This window comes from Maricaulis sp. (assembly GCF_017642925.1).
Taxonomy (GTDB): Bacteria; Pseudomonadota; Alphaproteobacteria; order Caulobacterales; family Maricaulaceae; genus Maricaulis.
In genome coordinates this window covers 42,915-58,891 of record NZ_JAEPOL010000016.1, presented here as the reverse complement: position 1 = coordinate 58,891, position 15,977 = coordinate 42,915, and the positions used below count along the sequence as shown (strand labels likewise).

Sequence of the window (15,977 nt, the reverse complement as noted above, 5' to 3'; positions counted from 1 at the left end):
CTCAGGCCCTGGCGGCAGCGGCGGGTTTGAGGGCGCGGTGGATCAGCCAGATACCGGCGGCAATCATCGGCAGCGAGAGCAGCATGCCCATGGTGACATAGCCGCGCAGCGCTTCGGGCATGTGGGCGTCCGGCTCGCGCACGGTCTCCAGCAGGGCCCGGAACAGGCCATAGCTCAACAGGAAGAGACCGGCATTGAGGCCCGGCTTCTCCAGCGAGCGGAATTTCCAGGTCGCGATATTGACGATGGCGAACAGGGCCAGGCCTTCCAAAGCTGCTTCGTAAAGCTGGCTGGGGTGACGCGGCGTGCACAAGGGGTCGGTGGCAAAGCGCAGGCCCCAGGGCAGATCGGTCGGCCGGCCCCACAGCTCGCCATTGATGAAGTTGGCCAGCCGGCCGAACAGGAGGCCGATCGGGGTTACCACGGCTGCCGCATCGGCGATGCGCATCAGGTCCAGCTTTTCGCGGCGGGCGAAGATGAAGAGTGCCAGCGAGACACCGATCAGCCCGCCATGGAAAGCCATGCCGCCATCGGTGATACCCAGCACAATGTCCTGCGGCCGCTCCCAGATCATGTCGGGCATGTAGAAGATGACATAGCCCAGCCGCCCGCCGGCGATGACGCCGAGCGTGGCCCAGATCAGAAGATCGTCCACCTGGGTTTCCGTGAAGGGGGGCTTGGGCTTCTTCGTGCCGGCCGGATGCCAGATCTGCGGCCGCCGGGCGAGGGCGATCATGTAGCGCCAGCCGATCAGCAGTCCGGCGATATAGGCCAGCGCGTACCAGCGCAGGTCGAAGCGCAATTCCATGCCGAACAGGTCGAACGGGCCGATCGTGAACAGGATGGGGTCGATCAGGTCGAAGCTCGGCGGACAGAATTCCATGAATGACTCAGCGGGTTGCGGGTGGCACATGCAGATGTGACGGATCGGCGCGTTGCGCTTTTCCGCCATGGGCCGCATATAGGTGGCCGTTCGTCACTCTAATGGCTTTCTTTGATGCAAACGCGCAACCCGCTTCTGAATGATTTTGCCGATCTGATGACCGACGCCTTCGGCGCCGCACAGGCGATGGGCGAGGAGGCTCGTGCCGTTTTCCGGGCGCGTGCGGATCGCATGATTGCCGACATGGATCTGGTGAGCCGTGAGGAATTCGACGCCGTGAAGGCGGCGCTCGACGATTCGCGGGCCGAGATCGATGCGCTGAAAGCCCGTATCGAGGCGCTGGAAACGCCGGCCAAGCCGAAGGCGGCGAGCCGCGCAAAGAAGCCGGCCACGAAGGCCCGCGCGCCGAAATCCACGAACTGACACGGCCGCACACGCCGCTTTTTATTGCGCCTGACGCAGCGCGGTCATACCGTCCATGCACGGTGTGATGTGCAGCGCAGACGAAGGAACGTACTCCATGGACCTCCTGTCAGATGAATTCGCACCCTCTGTCACCGACCCGCTCGACGCGGTCGAACAGGCGGTTATTGCCGAGCAATATCCTTACGATCGCGACGAGATGGGTGAGCTGCACCTGACGGCGTCCGGCGCCTGGCGCGATCACCAGATCTGGTTCGCCTGGCGTGAAGAGCTTGAGGCGCTGCACATCTGTGCCAGCCTCGACCTGAAAGTGCCCTCCAACAAGTTCCGCGATGTCTGCGAACTTGTGGCGCGTCTGAACGAGAAACTGTGGCTGGGCCATTTCGACGTCTGGTTCGAGGACGGGTCGATCGTCTACCGCCACGCCCTGTCCCTGCCCAATGGCGAGACCGTGTCGCCGGCCCAGGCCGCCGCCATGATTTCGGCCGCGCGCGAGGCCGGCGAGCGTTTCTATCCGGCCTTCCACTTCCTCGTCTGGGGCGGAAAGAATGTCGAGGAGGCGGCCGCTGCCGCGATGTTCGAAACGGCAGGTGAGGCCTGAGGCGCACCATGTCGAAGATTGAAAAGATTGCCCTTATCGGCGGGGGTCATATGGGCGGGGCCCTGGCTGCCGCCTGGCTGCGCGGTGGCAAGCGCGCCAAGGTCGCGGCCGAAAACCTGGTCGTGGTCGATCCGTCGCCGGGCGAGACCATCCAGGCACTCGCCGAGAAGCACGATTTCACGATCAGCGAAGCGCTGAGCCTGGAGCAGGCCGAGCGGGCCGATCTCGTCGTCCTGGCCATCAAGGTGCAGGCCGCCGACACTGTCGCGGCCCATCTCAACCAGGTCATGCGCGACGACACCGCGCTGCTCTCCACCATTGCCGGCGTGTCGCTGAACCGCCTGGCGCTGGCCTTTGGCGACCGGCCGATCATGCGTGCCATTCCCAATACCGCCTCGGAAATCGGGGCCGGGGTAACGGTGTGCGTGGCCAATGAGGCCGGCGATGCGCTGGAGGCGGAAATCACGCGCCTGCTCAAGGGCGCAGGCAGTGTGGAATGGGTGCATGACGAACGCCTGATCGGCGCGGTCGGTGCCGTGTCCGGTGCCGGTCCGGCCTATGTCTTCCTGCTCGCCGAAGCCCTCGCAGGGGCCGGCGTTGCCGAAGGCCTGCCGCGGGACCTGGCCGAACGCCTGGCACGCGAGACGATTGTCGGTGCCGGCGCGCTGCTCGCCTCGTCCAAGAAATCGCCGCAGGAATTGCGCCGGGCCGTCACGCCGGTCGGGGGGACCACCCAGGCCGCGCTCGATGTGCTGATGGGCGGTGGCGGCGGACTGCCCGAGCTGGTCCGCCAGGCCGTTGCTGCGGCCGAGCGCCGCTCCCGCCAGCTGGCCGCCAACAGCGGCAATGGCGGACGCGAACGCTAGAGGCGTCCAGAGGGACATGTACCTATGGTACGTGTCGCTTGTGGCGTAGAAACTACCCCGGCAGGCTGATCACAGCCTTCAAGCCGCCCAGATCGCTTTCGCCCAGGCGGATGTCGCCGCCGTGATTGCGGGCCACGTCGCGGGCGATGGCGAGGCCGAGGCCGACGCCCTTGCGGTTCTGGTTGCGGCTCTCATCCAGCCGGTTGAAGGGTTTGAGCGCCTCTTCATACTGGTCCGGCGGAATGCCGGGGCCGTCATCCTCGACCACGATCTCCACCCGTGACCCGGCGCGCCGCACGGTGACGCGCGCTTTCTTGCCGAAGGCGAGCGCGTTCGAGATCAGATTGGCAAGCGAGCGTTTCACCGTGCCGGCCCGGATATCGCTTTCGATGGCACCGTCGGCGACAAATTCGATATCCCCGCCTTGGCGCACGGCGGCATCCACGGTTTCCCGGGCCAGTTCCACCAGGTCGCTGCGCGCCGTCTCCTCGCTTGCCTGGCCGCGGGCGAAGTCGAGATACTCGTCCAGCATCTCCTCCATCTCCGCGATGTCCTTCTTGGCGTCGTCGCGCTCGGGGCTCTGGGGCATCAGGGCCAGTTGCAGCTTCAGCCGGGTCAGCGGCGTGCGCAGGTCATGGCTGACCCCGGCCAGCAGGGCCGTGCGCTGTTCCAGGTGGCGGCGGATACGGGCGCGCATTTCCAGAAAGGCGTGGGCAGCCTGGCGGACCTCGGTCGCGCCGGCGGGGCGGAAATGATCGACATCCTGACCGCGGCCGAATTGTTCCGCCGCGTCGGCGAGCCGGCGGATCGGCTTGACCTGGTTGCGGATGAAGACGATCGAGACGGCCGTCAGCAGCGTCGTCGCGCCGATGATCCACAACAGGAAGATATGGCCCGTGGTGGCAAACACCCGTTCGCGCAAGGCGATATAGCGCAGCACCCCGCCTTCCACCTCGACGCGCACATCGACATAGCTGGGATAGCGCGTGGTATCGAACCAGAAATCATTGTCGATCTGGGCCGAGAGGGCACTGCGCAGGGTGCGGTCGAGCGTGCGGAAGAAGGAGGAGCGCCGCGAGGTGGGCAGGGTCTCGCCGGGGCGGAAATCCACCGAGAGCCGCATCGTTTCATAGGCCATCTCGGCATGGCGCTCGAAAGCGGCAGGCGTTTCCTGGTCGGACTCGTAAAGCGCCGTCATCATGGCGATATCGCCGGCCACGCCTTCGGACAGGCGGCTGGTCACCGTCTCCCAGTGCTCCTCGAAGAAGGACCACGCCACGGCGACCTGCATCAGCGCCACCGGCAGGACGATGATCAGCAGGGTGCGGGCAAACAGCCCCTTGGGCAGGTAACGGCGCATCAGGCCCATGGCCGGCCCCGTGCCCGCGGAAGTTCTAGACTATCACTCAAATACGCTGTCATCCCGGCCGGATAGCCCGCGCAGGCGGGCTGCAGAGCCGGGACCCATACGCGCTGCTGTCGGATGGAAGCAGGCCCGGCATTGCAGATGGCTGAACGCGCACCGGGATTATAGGTCCCGGACTTGCGCCCCGCCTGCGCGGGGCATCCATCCGGGATGACAAGCCGTGGCGATATGTCAGGAAGGGCGCGCATCTCCACGAGGCTCAATCCTCGAAGATCGGATCGGCCGCGAGGCGATAGCCTTCGCCGCGGACGGTCTGAAGGTGGAGCGGCTCCTTGGGGTCGGCCTCGATCTTGCGCCGCAGCCGTGTGACCTGGACGTCGACGGCCCGTTCGCCGCCGCCCGTGCGCTCGGACAGGGACAGCCGCGAAACGGTCTGTCCGGCCGATGCTGCCAGTGCCGCCAGCAGGGCTGCTTCGCCGCCGGTCAGCCGGACCGGCTCGCCGCGGCGGCTCAGGCTTTCCCGGCCGATATCGAAATGCCAGTCGCCGAAAGCGACCTGACGGATGGCGGCCGTCACCGGCCGTGCCCGCCGCAGGATGGCATTGATACGCAGGACCAGTTCCTCCGGCTCGAAGGGTTTGGCCAGATAGTCGTCGGCGCCCAGCGACAGACCCTTGATACGGTCCTCGGCCTCGCCGCGCGCCGTGAGCAGCAGGATGGGCGTGTCGCCCCGCCTGCGCACGGCTTCGGTCAGCTCGAACCCGTTCATGCCCGGCATCATCACATCGAGAACCAGGAGGTCGAAGGCGAGGGAGTTCAGCGTCGACAGGGCCTTGGCGGCATTCGGTGCCGTGGAGACGCGGAAGCCGCGTTCCTGGAGGTAGCGCTTGAGAAGGGTCCTGATCCGGTCGTCATCATCGACGACGAGAATATGGGCATCACCGCCAGCCAGCTCCGCCATGCCGTCTCCTGATCTGTCTCGTGTCCAGAATGGCCTGTGCCGCCGCGTGGCTCAAGTTCAGGCCTGCGGCTTGCGGCGCAGATAACCCAGCCCGGTCGCCAGGCTCATCGCGGCGGTGATCCAGACGGCAATGATCCACGCCTCCACGACCCACAGCACCGTATGAAAGCCGGCGAGAGCGGCGATGAGGGGGAAGGCCGTCACGACCATGGCGATGGCGGTTTTCAGCTTGGCCGAGGCCGAGACCGGCAGGGCGGGTTCCGGTCCGCCGCGGCCGACCATGCGGGTGAGCGTGATGACGGCGTCGCGCAGCACGATGGCGGCGACCGGCACGGCCAGCGTGACAGGGCTGCCCAGGATCATCGTGTAGACCAACAGATAGGCATCGACGAGCAGCTTGTCGGCGATGGGGTCGAGCACCGAGCCCAGGCGGGATTCGGCCGACAGGCGCCGGGCGAGCCAGCCGTCCAGCCAGTCGCTGATCGCGGCGACAACGAAAGCGGCCACCGCAAAGGCGCCCAGCGAGCGCGCAGCGACCGAGGCATCGCCCAGCCAGAGCGGGACATTGTAGTCGACCGACCAGAAATAGGACTGCCACAGGGCCCAGCCGCCGCCGATGGCCAGCACGATGCGCAAGACGGTGATGATGTTCGGCAGGGCTTTCAGCACGCGGATTACCTCTGGAACCAGTCGTGGATCCTTTTGGCCATGGCTTTCGACACGCCGTCAACCGCTTCAAGATCGGCCAGGGCTGCATTTCGCACCGCCTTGGCCGAGCCGAAATGCGCCAGCAGGGCCTTCTTGCGGGACGGGCCGATGCCGGGAATATCGTCCAGCGGGTTCTCCGCCATCTGCTTCTTGCGCTTGGCCCGGTGGCCGCCAATGGCGAAGCGGTGCGCCTCGTCGCGCAGGCGCTGGAGATAATAGAGCACCGGGTCTTTCTGCGGCAGTTTGAACGGCGCCTTGCCGGGCAGGTAGAAGGCTTCGCGGCCGGCATCGCGCTCGGGTCCCTTGGCGATAGCGGCGATGGTGATATCGGTCACGCCCAGCTCTTCGGCGACCTCCAATACCGAGGACAATTGCCCCTTGCCGCCATCGATCAGGATCAGGTCGGGCACGGCGGCGCCTTCCTCGCGCTCCTTGATCAGGCGTGACAGGCGGCGGCGCAGCATGGCCTGCATCATCGCGAAATCATCGTTCGTGGCGGCGTCATCGCCCTTCATGTTGAAACGGCGATAGTAGTTTTTCTCGAAACCCTCCGGTCCCGCCACGATCATCGCGCCCAGCGCGTTCGTGCCCTGGATGTGGGAGTTGTCGTAGACCTCGATACGCTGGGGGATGTCCTCCAGCTCGAAGACACGCTGCACGCCTTTGAGAAGCTGGGTCTGGGTGGCGCTTTCCGACAGGCGCCGGGCGAGGGCTTCCTTGGCATTGGTGGTGGTGCGTTCAACGAGTTTGCGCTTTTCGCCGCGCTGGGGCGTGTGCAGCTGGACCTTGCGCTCGGCCCGCAGCGACAGCGCCTCGGCTAGCAGCTCGGCTTCCTCGATCTCGTGCGACAGGAGGATCAGGCCCGGAGCCGGCTTGTCGTCGTAGAATTGCGCCAGGAAGGCGGCCAGAACGTCAGCCGGTTCGGCATCGCTTTCATGGCGCGGGAAGAAGGACTGGTTGCCCCAGTTCTGACCGGCCCGGAAGAAGAAGACCTGGACACAGGACTTGCCGCCGTCCTGGGCGATGGCGATGACATCGGCCTCCTCCACCCCGTCCGGATTTATGCCCTGATCGGTGGTGACGGCCGCAATCGCGCGGATCCGGTCGCGCAGCTTGGCCGCCGTCTCGAAATCCATCGCCTCGGCGGCCTCGCTCATACGGGCCTGCAGCTCCTGGCGCAGGGCGTTGGAACGGCCGCGCAGGAAATCCGTCGCTTCCTTGACCAGCTCGTCATAGGCGGCCGGTTCGACCAGATCGACACAGGGCCCGGCGCAACGCTTGATCTGGTAGAGCATGCAGGGACGCGATCGGCCCTCATAGACGCTGTCGGTACAGGTACGGATCAGGAAGGCTTTCTGTAGCGTGTTCAGCGTCTGGTTCACGGCGCCGACCGAGGCGAAGGGGCCGAAATAATCGCCCTTGGTCTTGCGGGCACCGCGGTGCTTGAGCAATTGCGGCGCCGGATGGTCCTTGCGGATCAGGATGTAGGGGAAGCTCTTGTCGTCGCGCAGCAGGATGTTGAAGCGCGGCTTCAGGCGCTTGATGAGATTGGCTTCCAGCAGCAGCGCCTCGGTCTCGGTCTGGGTGACCACGAACTCCATGGAGTGCGTCAGCGCGATCATCAGCGCGATGCGATTGGAATGGCCGCGGCCGGCGGCGTAATTGCTCACCCGGTTCTTCAGATTGCGCGCCTTGCCGACATAGAGAATCTGCCCGTCCTCGCCGATCATCCGGTAGACGCCGGGCTTGGGCGGTAGCCGTTTGACGTAGTCGGCGATGACTTTCGGTCCGGCGAGCGATTGCTTCGCCGGTTCGGAAAGGCCATCTATCGGACCTGATTGAGACTTCGAGGTTGCCATGTCCGACAAGATCGCCCTCGTGACCGGCGGCGGCAAGCGCCTGGGTGCCAAAATAGCTGCCGCGCTCGGTGCGGATGGCTGGCACGTCGTCGTGCACTACAACACGTCCGGCACAGAGGCGGAGGCCGTCGCGGCGGCGATCCGCGATGCGGGCGGTTCGGCGGACACGGTCCGGTTCGACATGGACGACACGGCTGGCATCGAGGGTTTCATGGACGGGGTGGGGCGTGTCGATGCGCTGATCAATTCCGCGTCGATCTTCGAGCCCGACCGTCCGGAAAATGTCACACCTGTGCAACTCGAACGTACGCTGCGTGTAAACCTTGTGGCGCCGGTATTGCTCGCTTCTGTCATGGCAAAGCGACACGAGGACCGCGCGTCAGGCTGTATCATCAACCTGCTCGACCAGAAGCTCTTCAACCTCAATCCCGACTTCTTTTCCTACACCCTGGCCAAGCAGGCGCTTCTGGGTGCGACGACCACAATGGCCATGGCTTTTGCCCCGCGCGTGCGGGTGAATGGTGTGGCGCCGGGGATCACCCTGCCATCCGGCGGTCAGTCGCCCGAGGAATTCGCCCGCGCACACCGGATGAACCCGATGCGGGGCGGGTCCACGCCCGAGGACATCATCCGGGCGGTGCGCTTCATCCTTGCGACCCCGTCGATGACGGGCGAGACGATCATCGTGGATGGCGGCCAGCATCTCGACGCCCGCGACGGCGATGTGATGTATGCCGCCGGTGTGCCGGAGGAGTAGCGCCGCATGAGACTGGATCAGGTGATCGAGAACGCGCTTGCCAGTGCCACCGGCGAAGATGTCTTCGTCTACCGCCTGGAAGGCGTGAAGCTGGATGTCGAGATCGGCATCCACGATTATGAGCGCGGAGTGAAGCAGCGCGTTCTGGTCGACGTTGTTACCCTGGTGTCCAAAGCCTGGTGCGGCACGGACGACATCGCTACGGTCGTTGACTACGACTACATCCTGCACGGCATCAAGGCTCTGGAAAACCAGCAGTTCGACCTGCAGGAAACCCTGTGCGGCACGATACTCGACCTGGCGCTTGAGCCGGCGGCTGTCGCCGCGGCCCAGGTGACCACCCGCAAGGTCGACGCCTATCCCGACGCCGATGCCGTCGGCCTCACGCGCTTTCGCTGCCGCCCGAAGAGCTGAGCCGGGTCAGCTCGCCGCAGATCGCATCAACCCGTCAGCGACCAGCCCCGCCGCGAGCAGGACGAGCGTGCCGCCGATTGCCAGGTTGAACAGCCGCATGCGCAGGGGTGAGACCAGGAATCGGCGGATACTGCGTCCGAGCACCGCCCAGGTGCCGATCCCGAACAGGCAGATCACGAAATAGAGGCTGGAGAACACCGCCAGACGGTCGCCCGCTCCTGCCAGTTCGAACAGGGACACAGCCGCCAGGCAGGCACCCCAGGCCTTCGGGTTCACCCATTGCAGCAGCACACCCTGCCAGAGGCCGGGCAGGGCTGGCCGCTCTTCGGTCTGCAAGCCGGTCGGGGCGAAGGCGATGCGGACACCGAAATAGACGATCACAGCGGCGCCCAGGACGGCCATGCCGATCTGCCAGACCGGCCCCAGCCGGGCCAGAAGGCTGGCCGCCAGGCCGATGGTAACAAGCAGGGCGGTGAAACCGATCGTGCAGCCGAGCACGAAGGGCAGGGCCCGGCGCGCGCCGTGATGCAGGCCAGCCGATAGTGTGATCATGTTTGCCGGTCCCGGCGAGATCGACATCGTCAGGGCGAAGACGCCCATCGCCAGCAGGTTTCCCATCGCGTGTCTCCCGTTTCAGCTGATCTATCAATTCGCTTTGCGGTCGATTAGGCTGGTGAGTTGAAACTCATTGATCGAAAAATCATCGATATGCTGGATCGGCTCAAATCCCTGGCGACCTTCGGGACCGTCCTGCAGGAAGGCTCCTTCCGTGCGGCTGCGGTCAGGCTCGGCGTGGCGCCATCCACGGTGAGCTATCACATCAGCGAGCTGGAGCGTTTCCTGGGCGCTCCGCTGCTCAACCGCACCACCCGTCGCCTGTCTCCCACGGCACTGGGTGAAGAGGTTGGCCGCCATGCCGCCGCGATCGCCGCCGCCTGCGACGATGCTTTCGCGCTCGCCAGCCGTCATACAGGTCAGCTGCGCGGCAGCCTTGCCGTGACCTGTACATCGGCGGTGATCGGAGCCGGGCTGGGCGAGGCGGTTGCGGCGTTCTCCGGCGCCCATCCGGGCGTGGAGATGCGGGTGGATGTTTCCGACGCGGTTGCGGATCTCGGCGCCGGCCGGTTCGATCTCGGCCTGCGCGCCGGGCGTCTGGTTGACAGTGCTCTGAAGGCTCGCCGGATCGGGCATATCCGGCGCCAGCTTGTCTGCGCGCCGGCGTTCCTCTCTGCCCACACCATCGCTGTCGACGCCGAAATGCTGGCGCAACGGCGCTGGATTCGGCTGGACGCCATGCCGGCCTGGCGCACGCTGATCGCTCCGGATGGCCAGTCGGTGGATGTCGAGACATCCGGCAATGTCGTCGTGGGCAGTATCGATGCCATGATCGAGCTGGCGCTTGCCGGCATGGGGCTGGCCACACCGCCCGCCCATCTGGTGGAGGACAGGTTGAAGGCCGGCAGTCTGGTCGACCCTGCGCCGGGCTGGACCGTCCCGCCCATCGACCTGCACGCGGTCTGGCCAGCAACGCGGACCGACTCGCCCGTTCGCCGGGCCTTTCTCGATTTTCTGCTGGAAGAGTGGGCGCCACAGCTGGTCTGACTGGCTGCAGCGCCCCGATGTCTATCCGGCAGCGGGTTCGCGCTGTTTGAGCAGCGGCTGGGCCTGCTTGTAGGTCAGCGAGCGCCAGACCCATTCCAGCGGGCCGAAGCGGAAGACCGACAGCCAGAGCGGCGACCAGATCAGCTGCACAGTCCAGACGACCAGCACCAGCTTGGCCTGGTCGACCCGTTCGACCGTGCCGAACAGGCCGAGACCCGGCGTGCCCACGAAGATGAAGGTCATGATCAGGGTTTGGGCGATATAGTTGGTGAAGGCCATCCGGCCGGCTGCGGCGAAGGGCATCAGCAGGAGCCGGAAAGCGCCGATCTTGGCCAGCAGCATCACGGCGGATGCATAACCGAAGGACAGGACCAGGCTGCCGAAATAACTGTAGCTCGTGCCCACGGCCATCGCCTCGGTATCGAATTCGCCGGCGATCATCGACTGCGTGCCCATGTGCGACAGCAGATAGCCGGCCACCAGCGTCACGGCTGCCAGAACGGCATACCGCCCCAGGCTCCAGCTCGCCGACAGGAAGCCCGACTTGAACAGGGCCATGCCGATGAACATCAGCCCCATCAGGCGCGGTCCGAAGGCGATCAGCCCGCCGATCTGGCCGATCGCGGCAAAGCCGGCATTCCAGGGCAGCCGCTCAAGATAGCCGGCCTGGTAGGCCTGCGTCATGCCGGCCATCATCTCGGCCATCATGGCGTCTTGCTCGGACGTCTCGGACATGCCCGCGAACGGCACGGCCAGCCAGGCGCCACCCACCATCAAGAGGGCGCTCACGCCGATCAGCACGATGCCCCAGGTGACCAGTGCGCCCGGCGACATGCGGCGGGCCTTGACGGCCAGCATGCCCAGCAGGGCGTAGCTCACGAGGATATCGCCCCACCAGAGCAGGTAGGCGTGGATCGCACCGATCAGCAGCAGCCACAGCATGCGCGGATAATGGCGCCCGGTGTCTTCACCGGTTCCTGCCATCATGACAATGCCGGCGCCGAACAGGGTCGAGAAAATCGTGATGAATTTCAGATGGAAGAAGGTATGGGCGATAGCCCAGACCGACAGGTTGGCGCCGGTCAGATCCATCTGCATCGTCGGATCGTCATAGGCGAAGGGCGTCATCGCGAAGCCCTGCACATTCATCATCAGAATGCCCAGGACGGCGATTCCGCGCAGCGCGTCGATACTGACCAGACGCTCGGTGTTTGGTGAAGCCATGAGTCCCCCCTCGGAATAATAGCCGCCAGCGGGAGGTTACGACGGGACAGGGCGAATGTCTGCGGGACTTTCGTCCGGATCGTCCCCTGCGGCGATCAGCTGCCCAGTGCAGACCGGGCCAGCACGACCATATAGCCGATATAGGCGATGAAGAGCAGGAGGCCGAACAGGCGGCTGATCGGCTGGCGCGCCAGGATGATCGCGGCGATCGCGACGCTCGCGCCGACCATCACCCACAGATCGAGGGCGAAGAAGCCGGCCGGGACCGGCAGATTGTCGCCCGTTGCCGACGCGGCGAGACCGGTCGCGCCGCCGACGGCGAAGACGTTGAAAATATTCGAGCCGAGCACATTGCCGATCGCCATGTCGGCCTGTCGCCGCATCGACGCCATCACGACGGTCGCGAGCTCGGGCAGGGAGGTGCCGAAGGCGACAGCGGTCAGGCCGATCAGGGCTTCGTCGACATTGAGGGCGAGCGCTGCTTCGGTGCCGCCCGTCACGATCATCTGGGCACCCACGGGCAGGGCGACAAGGCCGATCAGAACAGCGGCGACGCTGCGCCCCACACCGGTGGGCAGGCCTTCCATATGTTCGAGATCGGTGAGTTCCGCCAGCGAGGGGTCGTCGCTCTTCTTGCCGGCCAGCACGCCCATCAGGCTGACATAGCCAATGATCAGGGCAAACAGGACGGCACTTTCGACCGTGTCGATCGTTCGGTCCCAGCTGACCGCCACCAGCGCGAGGGCGGCCAGGAGTGCGATGATCGCATTGCGCCGGACACCGGGCGTGGTGGTGGGAATGGCGCCGAAAATCGCCGGCAGGCCGAGAATCAGGAGGAAGTTCGCGGTGTTGGAGCCGACGATATTACCCAGCGCGAGGCCGGGCACGTCTTCCAGGGCCGATTGCACCGAGACCACCAGCTCGGGCGCCGATGTCCCGAAGGCGATGATGGTGAGGCCGACCAGCAGCGGCGGCAGCCGCCAGATCCGGGCCAGGCCCGCACTACCCCGGACCAAGAGGTCCCCGCCGAACAAAAGAACGACGATCCCGCCCAGGATCAGGGCGATGAACAGGGGTGCAGCCATTCCGGAACCTCTAAAAGTGCGGACTAGTCGAGGCGGCGGTATTCGATAAGGTTGAGCAGTCCGAAAATTGCCGCGACACCGAGGATGGCAACAAGAGCGTACATGATCATTTTCCCGAAAATGGCAGTCAGATGTCCCGTACATAGCGTGACGAACAGGCGGTGGCTAGCGGTGGAAGCGGCATGAGCTGGCGCGCACGCATCGAGCCGGCGGTACGCCCGATCATGCAGTCCTGGTGGCGCCTGTCGCGGGGAACCACGATCGGGGTCCGGGCGATTGTCACGGACAGTGAAAAGCGTGTCGTACTGGTCCGTCACACCTATATCGATGGCTGGTATCTGCCCGGTGGCGGGGTGGAGCGGGGCGAGCCGGTTCGCGAGGCCTTGCGTCGCGAACTCGCCGAGGAAGCCGGCGTGGAGGTGACGGGGCCGGCCGATCTGTTTGGCATCTACAGCAATCACGCAAGCTTTCGCGGCGATCATGTCGTGCTGTTCTCGGTTCGCGACTGGCGGGTCTGTCCGACAGATCATGCCGGCGAGATCGAGGCGGTGGACTGGTTCCATCCGGACGACCTGCCGCACGACACATCGCCGGCAACACTGCGCCGGCTTCGCGAGTATGCAGGAACGGCCAATCCGTCGGATGCGTGGTGAGAAAAAGGTGCGGTGTACCGGCCCGGTCCGGAGCAAAGCGAGGGTTGTTGCCCGGTCCGGACCGATACACCGCGGGGCGCACGCTGACGACATTAGGGGCGTTGCGGTGAACCCGGGCTGACTGGAACGGGCCAATTTGTGCCATGAATTTGGCGGTCTTACGCGACAAGCGCCACAAAATCGCTAACATGGACTTCGGGCGTTCAGGCGGGGTCGATTCGAATGACCGCAGATGCGGACGAAGATACCTATCTCCGTGACGAACCGGAGCAGGCCGTGGCGCGGTCTGCCTTGCAGCGCCTTGCCGATATTGACGGCTGGGTCGGCCAGGTCCTGCCCGGCCTCGTCGCGGTGTCCTTCATCGTCGTCGTTGCGCTTGCGGTGATGGCCGGCGAGGGCGCCTTGATGGCGTCTGCCCGCTCGACCAACCTGTCCGCGCTGCAGACCGTGCTGCGCAACACGATCCAGCGTTTCGAGGACTGGGCCCAGGATCGCGAGAACGATGTCCGTGTCTGGGCGGAAAACGAGGTCGTTGTCGAAGCCCTGGCGGAATTGTCGCGCGCGCCCGTCCGCTCCGAGCTGGAACGCTCGCCTGCCCAGGCGCGGCTGCGCGAGACGCTGGGGCCCTGGCTCACCGAATACGGCTATCGCGGCTATCTGCTGATCTCGTCCAACGGCACGACGCTGTCCTCGATGCGCGACAGCGTGCTGGCGCAGCCGGCGCTGGTGCTCGATCTCCTGCCCGAGGGGCGCTTCCAGCGCAGCGGCTCGGTTCTGACGCGCCCGCATATCGTCGATCTGGCCCTGCCGTCGCCGGACATGGAGGGCGCGCCGATCGACGAGGAAATCCTGATGTACTCGGTTGCGCCGATCCGCGATGAAGGCGAGGTCGTGGGCTATCTGGCCCTGCGGGTCGATCCGCTGGCCGAGTATTCCGCCACCTTCCGTGTGGGACGTACCGGCGTGTCCGGCGAGACCTATGCGATCGACCGGACCGGCCGGCTCCTGACCGAGACCCGCTACAGTGAGGAATTCGTCGAAGCAGGGCTGCTGGCCGACGGTCATCCCTCGATGCTGCATCTGGAAGTGCGTGATCCCGGGGTCAATGTCACCCGTGGCGCGATCCCGTCCCGTCCCTACGCCGAATGGCCTCTGACCGAGGCGGCGCGGAGTGTCACCACCGAAGGGCGCGGCTATAATCTGCGCGGTTACCGCGATGCGCGCGGCGTTCTCGTCATGGGCGCGTGGGTGTGGGATGACAGCCGCGATATCGGCGTCATTACCGAGATCGAGGTCATCGACGCGCTGGCGGGCGCCAACCAGGCCCGCGCCGTGCTGCGGGTCTTCGCCGTGGCGATGGCCCTGTCCTTCATCCTGCTGGCGGTCCTGTTCAGTGCACACAGGACGATCACCCGGCGCCGGGCGCAGGCGACGGCTGCGGCCAACCAGCGCCTGTCGCAGATCCTGATGACGGCGGCCGAGGGCATTTACGGCATCGATGGCCAGGGCGTGCTGACCTTCATCAACCCGCGGGCCTGCCAGATGCTGGGCTATGACGAGAGTGAGCTGATCGGCCGGGATATCCATGCGGTGATACACCATTCCCGCCGGGACGGTTCGCTCTATCCGCGCGAGGAATGCCCGCTTCACCATCCCGGCACGACCGGTGAGACGGTGGATGGCGATGTGTTCTGGACCAAGAGCGGACAACCCATCCCGATCGAATCGGCGAGTTCGTCGCTCGATCCGTCCGATCCGGCCAAGGGCGCGGTGATCACCTTCCGCGATATCACCAATCGCAAGCGCGACGAGTTGGCCCTGCGCCGCTACGCCCAGGAGCTGAAACGGTCGAACTCCGAGCTGCAGGAGTTTGCCTATGCCGCCTCGCACGATCTGCAGGAGCCCCTGCGCAAGATCCAGGCTTTCGGCGAACGGCTGAACAACAAGTGCTATGACGCGCTGGACGATACCGGTCGGCACTATCTGGAGAGCATGGTCGATGCCGCGACCCGGATGCGCCGGCTGATCGACGACCTGCTGAGCTATTCACGGGTCAATTCGAAGACGACCTCCTTCCTGCCGGTCGAGCTGGCGACGGTGCTGGCGGATGTCTTGTCCGATCTGGAGCCCCGGATCGCGGCAGAGAACGCCAAAATCCGCGTCGGCGAATTGCCGGCGATCGAGGCCGATCCGGGCCAGATGCACCAGCTCTTCCTCAACCTGATCGCCAATTCCCTGAAATTCCGCCGCCCCGGCGTCCAGCCGTCCATCTCCATCGAGGGCAGTGTCGAGGTCGGCGAGAACGGGGCCATGGCGCGGATTGCGGTCGCCGATAATGGTGTCGGTTTCGAGCCGCGCCATGCCGAGCGCATCTTCGGCATGTTCGAACGCCTGCATGGCCGCGACGAGTTCGATGGAACGGGTGTCGGTCTGGCGACCTGCCGCAAGATTGCCGAACGCCATGCCGGCGAGCTGACGGCCTGGGGCGAGCCGGATGCCGGCGCGGTCTTCACCCTGTTGCTGCCGGTGCGCCAGGGCAGTGTAACCTGACGGGAGGCGCGGGGCGGCGCGTCCC

General features: G+C 65.5%; 16 protein-coding genes. 8 read left to right on the top strand and 8 right to left on the bottom strand.

What is annotated here, in order from left to right:
• Nucleotide 1: 1 nt before the first annotated feature.
• Nucleotides 2-883, bottom strand: a complete 882-nt coding sequence (gene lgt, locus JJ918_RS13345) for a prolipoprotein diacylglyceryl transferase (RefSeq protein ID WP_291888180.1) — start codon at nt 881-883, stop codon at nt 2-4.
• A gap of 114 nt (nt 884-997) precedes the next feature.
• On the opposite strand from lgt, the gene JJ918_RS13340 reads away from it, so the two are divergent.
• The 3 genes from JJ918_RS13340 (at nt 998) to proC (ending at nt 2,773) form a co-directional block, all read left to right on the top strand.
• Nucleotides 998-1,306 carry an accessory factor UbiK family protein gene (locus JJ918_RS13340; RefSeq protein WP_291888179.1) on the top strand — a complete coding sequence of 103 codons (309 nt, stop codon included), beginning with the start codon at nt 998-1,000 and terminating at the stop codon, nt 1,304-1,306.
• Between the two features lie 97 nt (nt 1,307-1,403).
• Nucleotides 1,404-1,907, top strand: a complete 504-nt coding sequence (locus JJ918_RS13335; protein ID WP_271185750.1) for a YbjN domain-containing protein — start codon at nt 1,404-1,406, stop codon at nt 1,905-1,907.
• Nucleotides 1,908-1,915: 8 nt separating this feature from the next.
• Complete coding sequence (gene proC / locus JJ918_RS13330; RefSeq protein ID WP_291888174.1) at nt 1,916-2,773, top strand: pyrroline-5-carboxylate reductase; 858 nt, start codon at nt 1,916-1,918, stop codon at nt 2,771-2,773.
• A gap of 52 nt (nt 2,774-2,825) precedes the next feature.
• Here proC and JJ918_RS13325 read toward each other — a convergent pair whose 3' ends face one another.
• The 4 genes from JJ918_RS13325 to uvrC form a co-directional block, all read right to left on the bottom strand.
• Nucleotides 2,826-4,142, bottom strand: a complete 1,317-nt coding sequence (locus tag JJ918_RS13325; RefSeq protein WP_291888171.1) for an ATP-binding protein — start codon at nt 4,140-4,142, stop codon at nt 2,826-2,828.
• Between the two features lie 256 nt (nt 4,143-4,398).
• On the bottom strand, nt 4,399-5,100 hold the full coding sequence (locus JJ918_RS13320; protein WP_291888169.1) for a response regulator transcription factor: 702 nt from the start codon (nt 5,098-5,100) through the stop codon (nt 4,399-4,401).
• A 57-nt stretch (nt 5,101-5,157) separates the two neighbouring features.
• Entirely contained in the window at nt 5,158-5,769 is a 612-nt protein-coding gene (locus tag JJ918_RS13315; protein ID WP_291888166.1) for a CDP-alcohol phosphatidyltransferase family protein, read from the bottom strand.
• A 5-nt stretch (nt 5,770-5,774) separates the two neighbouring features.
• Nucleotides 5,775-7,667, bottom strand: coding sequence for an excinuclease ABC subunit UvrC (gene uvrC / locus JJ918_RS13310; RefSeq protein WP_291888163.1), 1,893 nt, complete (start codon nt 7,665-7,667; stop codon nt 5,775-5,777).
• Between uvrC and JJ918_RS13305 the strand changes: the two genes are divergently transcribed.
• Together JJ918_RS13305 and JJ918_RS13300 are read left to right on the top strand one after the other, a co-directional pair.
• Nucleotides 7,666-8,424 carry an SDR family oxidoreductase gene (locus JJ918_RS13305; RefSeq protein WP_291888159.1) on the top strand — a complete coding sequence of 253 codons (759 nt, stop codon included), beginning with the start codon at nt 7,666-7,668 and terminating at the stop codon, nt 8,422-8,424. The genes uvrC and JJ918_RS13305 overlap by 2 nt on opposite strands.
• 6 nt (nt 8,425-8,430) lie before the next feature.
• On the top strand, nt 8,431-8,838 hold the full coding sequence (locus tag JJ918_RS13300; RefSeq protein WP_291888156.1) for a dihydroneopterin aldolase: 408 nt from the start codon (nt 8,431-8,433) through the stop codon (nt 8,836-8,838).
• Between the two features lie 6 nt (nt 8,839-8,844).
• Here the strand turns inward: JJ918_RS13300 and JJ918_RS13295 are convergent, their stop codons facing one another.
• On the bottom strand, nt 8,845-9,456 hold the full coding sequence (locus tag JJ918_RS13295) for a LysE family translocator (protein WP_291888153.1): 612 nt from the start codon (nt 9,454-9,456) through the stop codon (nt 8,845-8,847).
• A gap of 90 nt (nt 9,457-9,546) precedes the next feature.
• Here JJ918_RS13295 and JJ918_RS13290 point away from each other — a divergent pair, with 90 nt between their 5' ends.
• Nucleotides 9,547-10,440, top strand: a complete 894-nt coding sequence (locus tag JJ918_RS13290; RefSeq protein ID WP_291888150.1) for a LysR family transcriptional regulator — start codon at nt 9,547-9,549, stop codon at nt 10,438-10,440.
• 21 nt (nt 10,441-10,461) lie between these two features.
• Here the strand turns inward: JJ918_RS13290 and JJ918_RS13285 are convergent, their stop codons facing one another.
• Complete coding sequence (locus tag JJ918_RS13285) at nt 10,462-11,664, bottom strand: DUF418 domain-containing protein (protein ID WP_291888148.1); 1,203 nt, start codon at nt 11,662-11,664, stop codon at nt 10,462-10,464.
• 95 nt (nt 11,665-11,759) lie between these two features.
• Complete coding sequence (locus JJ918_RS13280; RefSeq protein ID WP_291888145.1) at nt 11,760-12,749, bottom strand: calcium/sodium antiporter; 990 nt, start codon at nt 12,747-12,749, stop codon at nt 11,760-11,762.
• 182 nt (nt 12,750-12,931) lie between these two features.
• On the opposite strand from JJ918_RS13280, the gene JJ918_RS13275 reads away from it, so the two are divergent.
• The gene (locus tag JJ918_RS13275; RefSeq protein WP_291888142.1) at nt 12,932-13,402 is read left to right on the top strand and encodes an NUDIX domain-containing protein; all 471 of its coding nucleotides are present in this window, start codon (nt 12,932-12,934) and stop codon (nt 13,400-13,402) included.
• 222 nt (nt 13,403-13,624) lie between these two features.
• Entirely contained in the window at nt 13,625-15,952 is a 2,328-nt protein-coding gene (locus JJ918_RS13270) for an ATP-binding protein (protein ID WP_291888139.1), read from the top strand.
• The last annotated feature ends 25 nt before the right edge of the window (nt 15,953-15,977 follow it).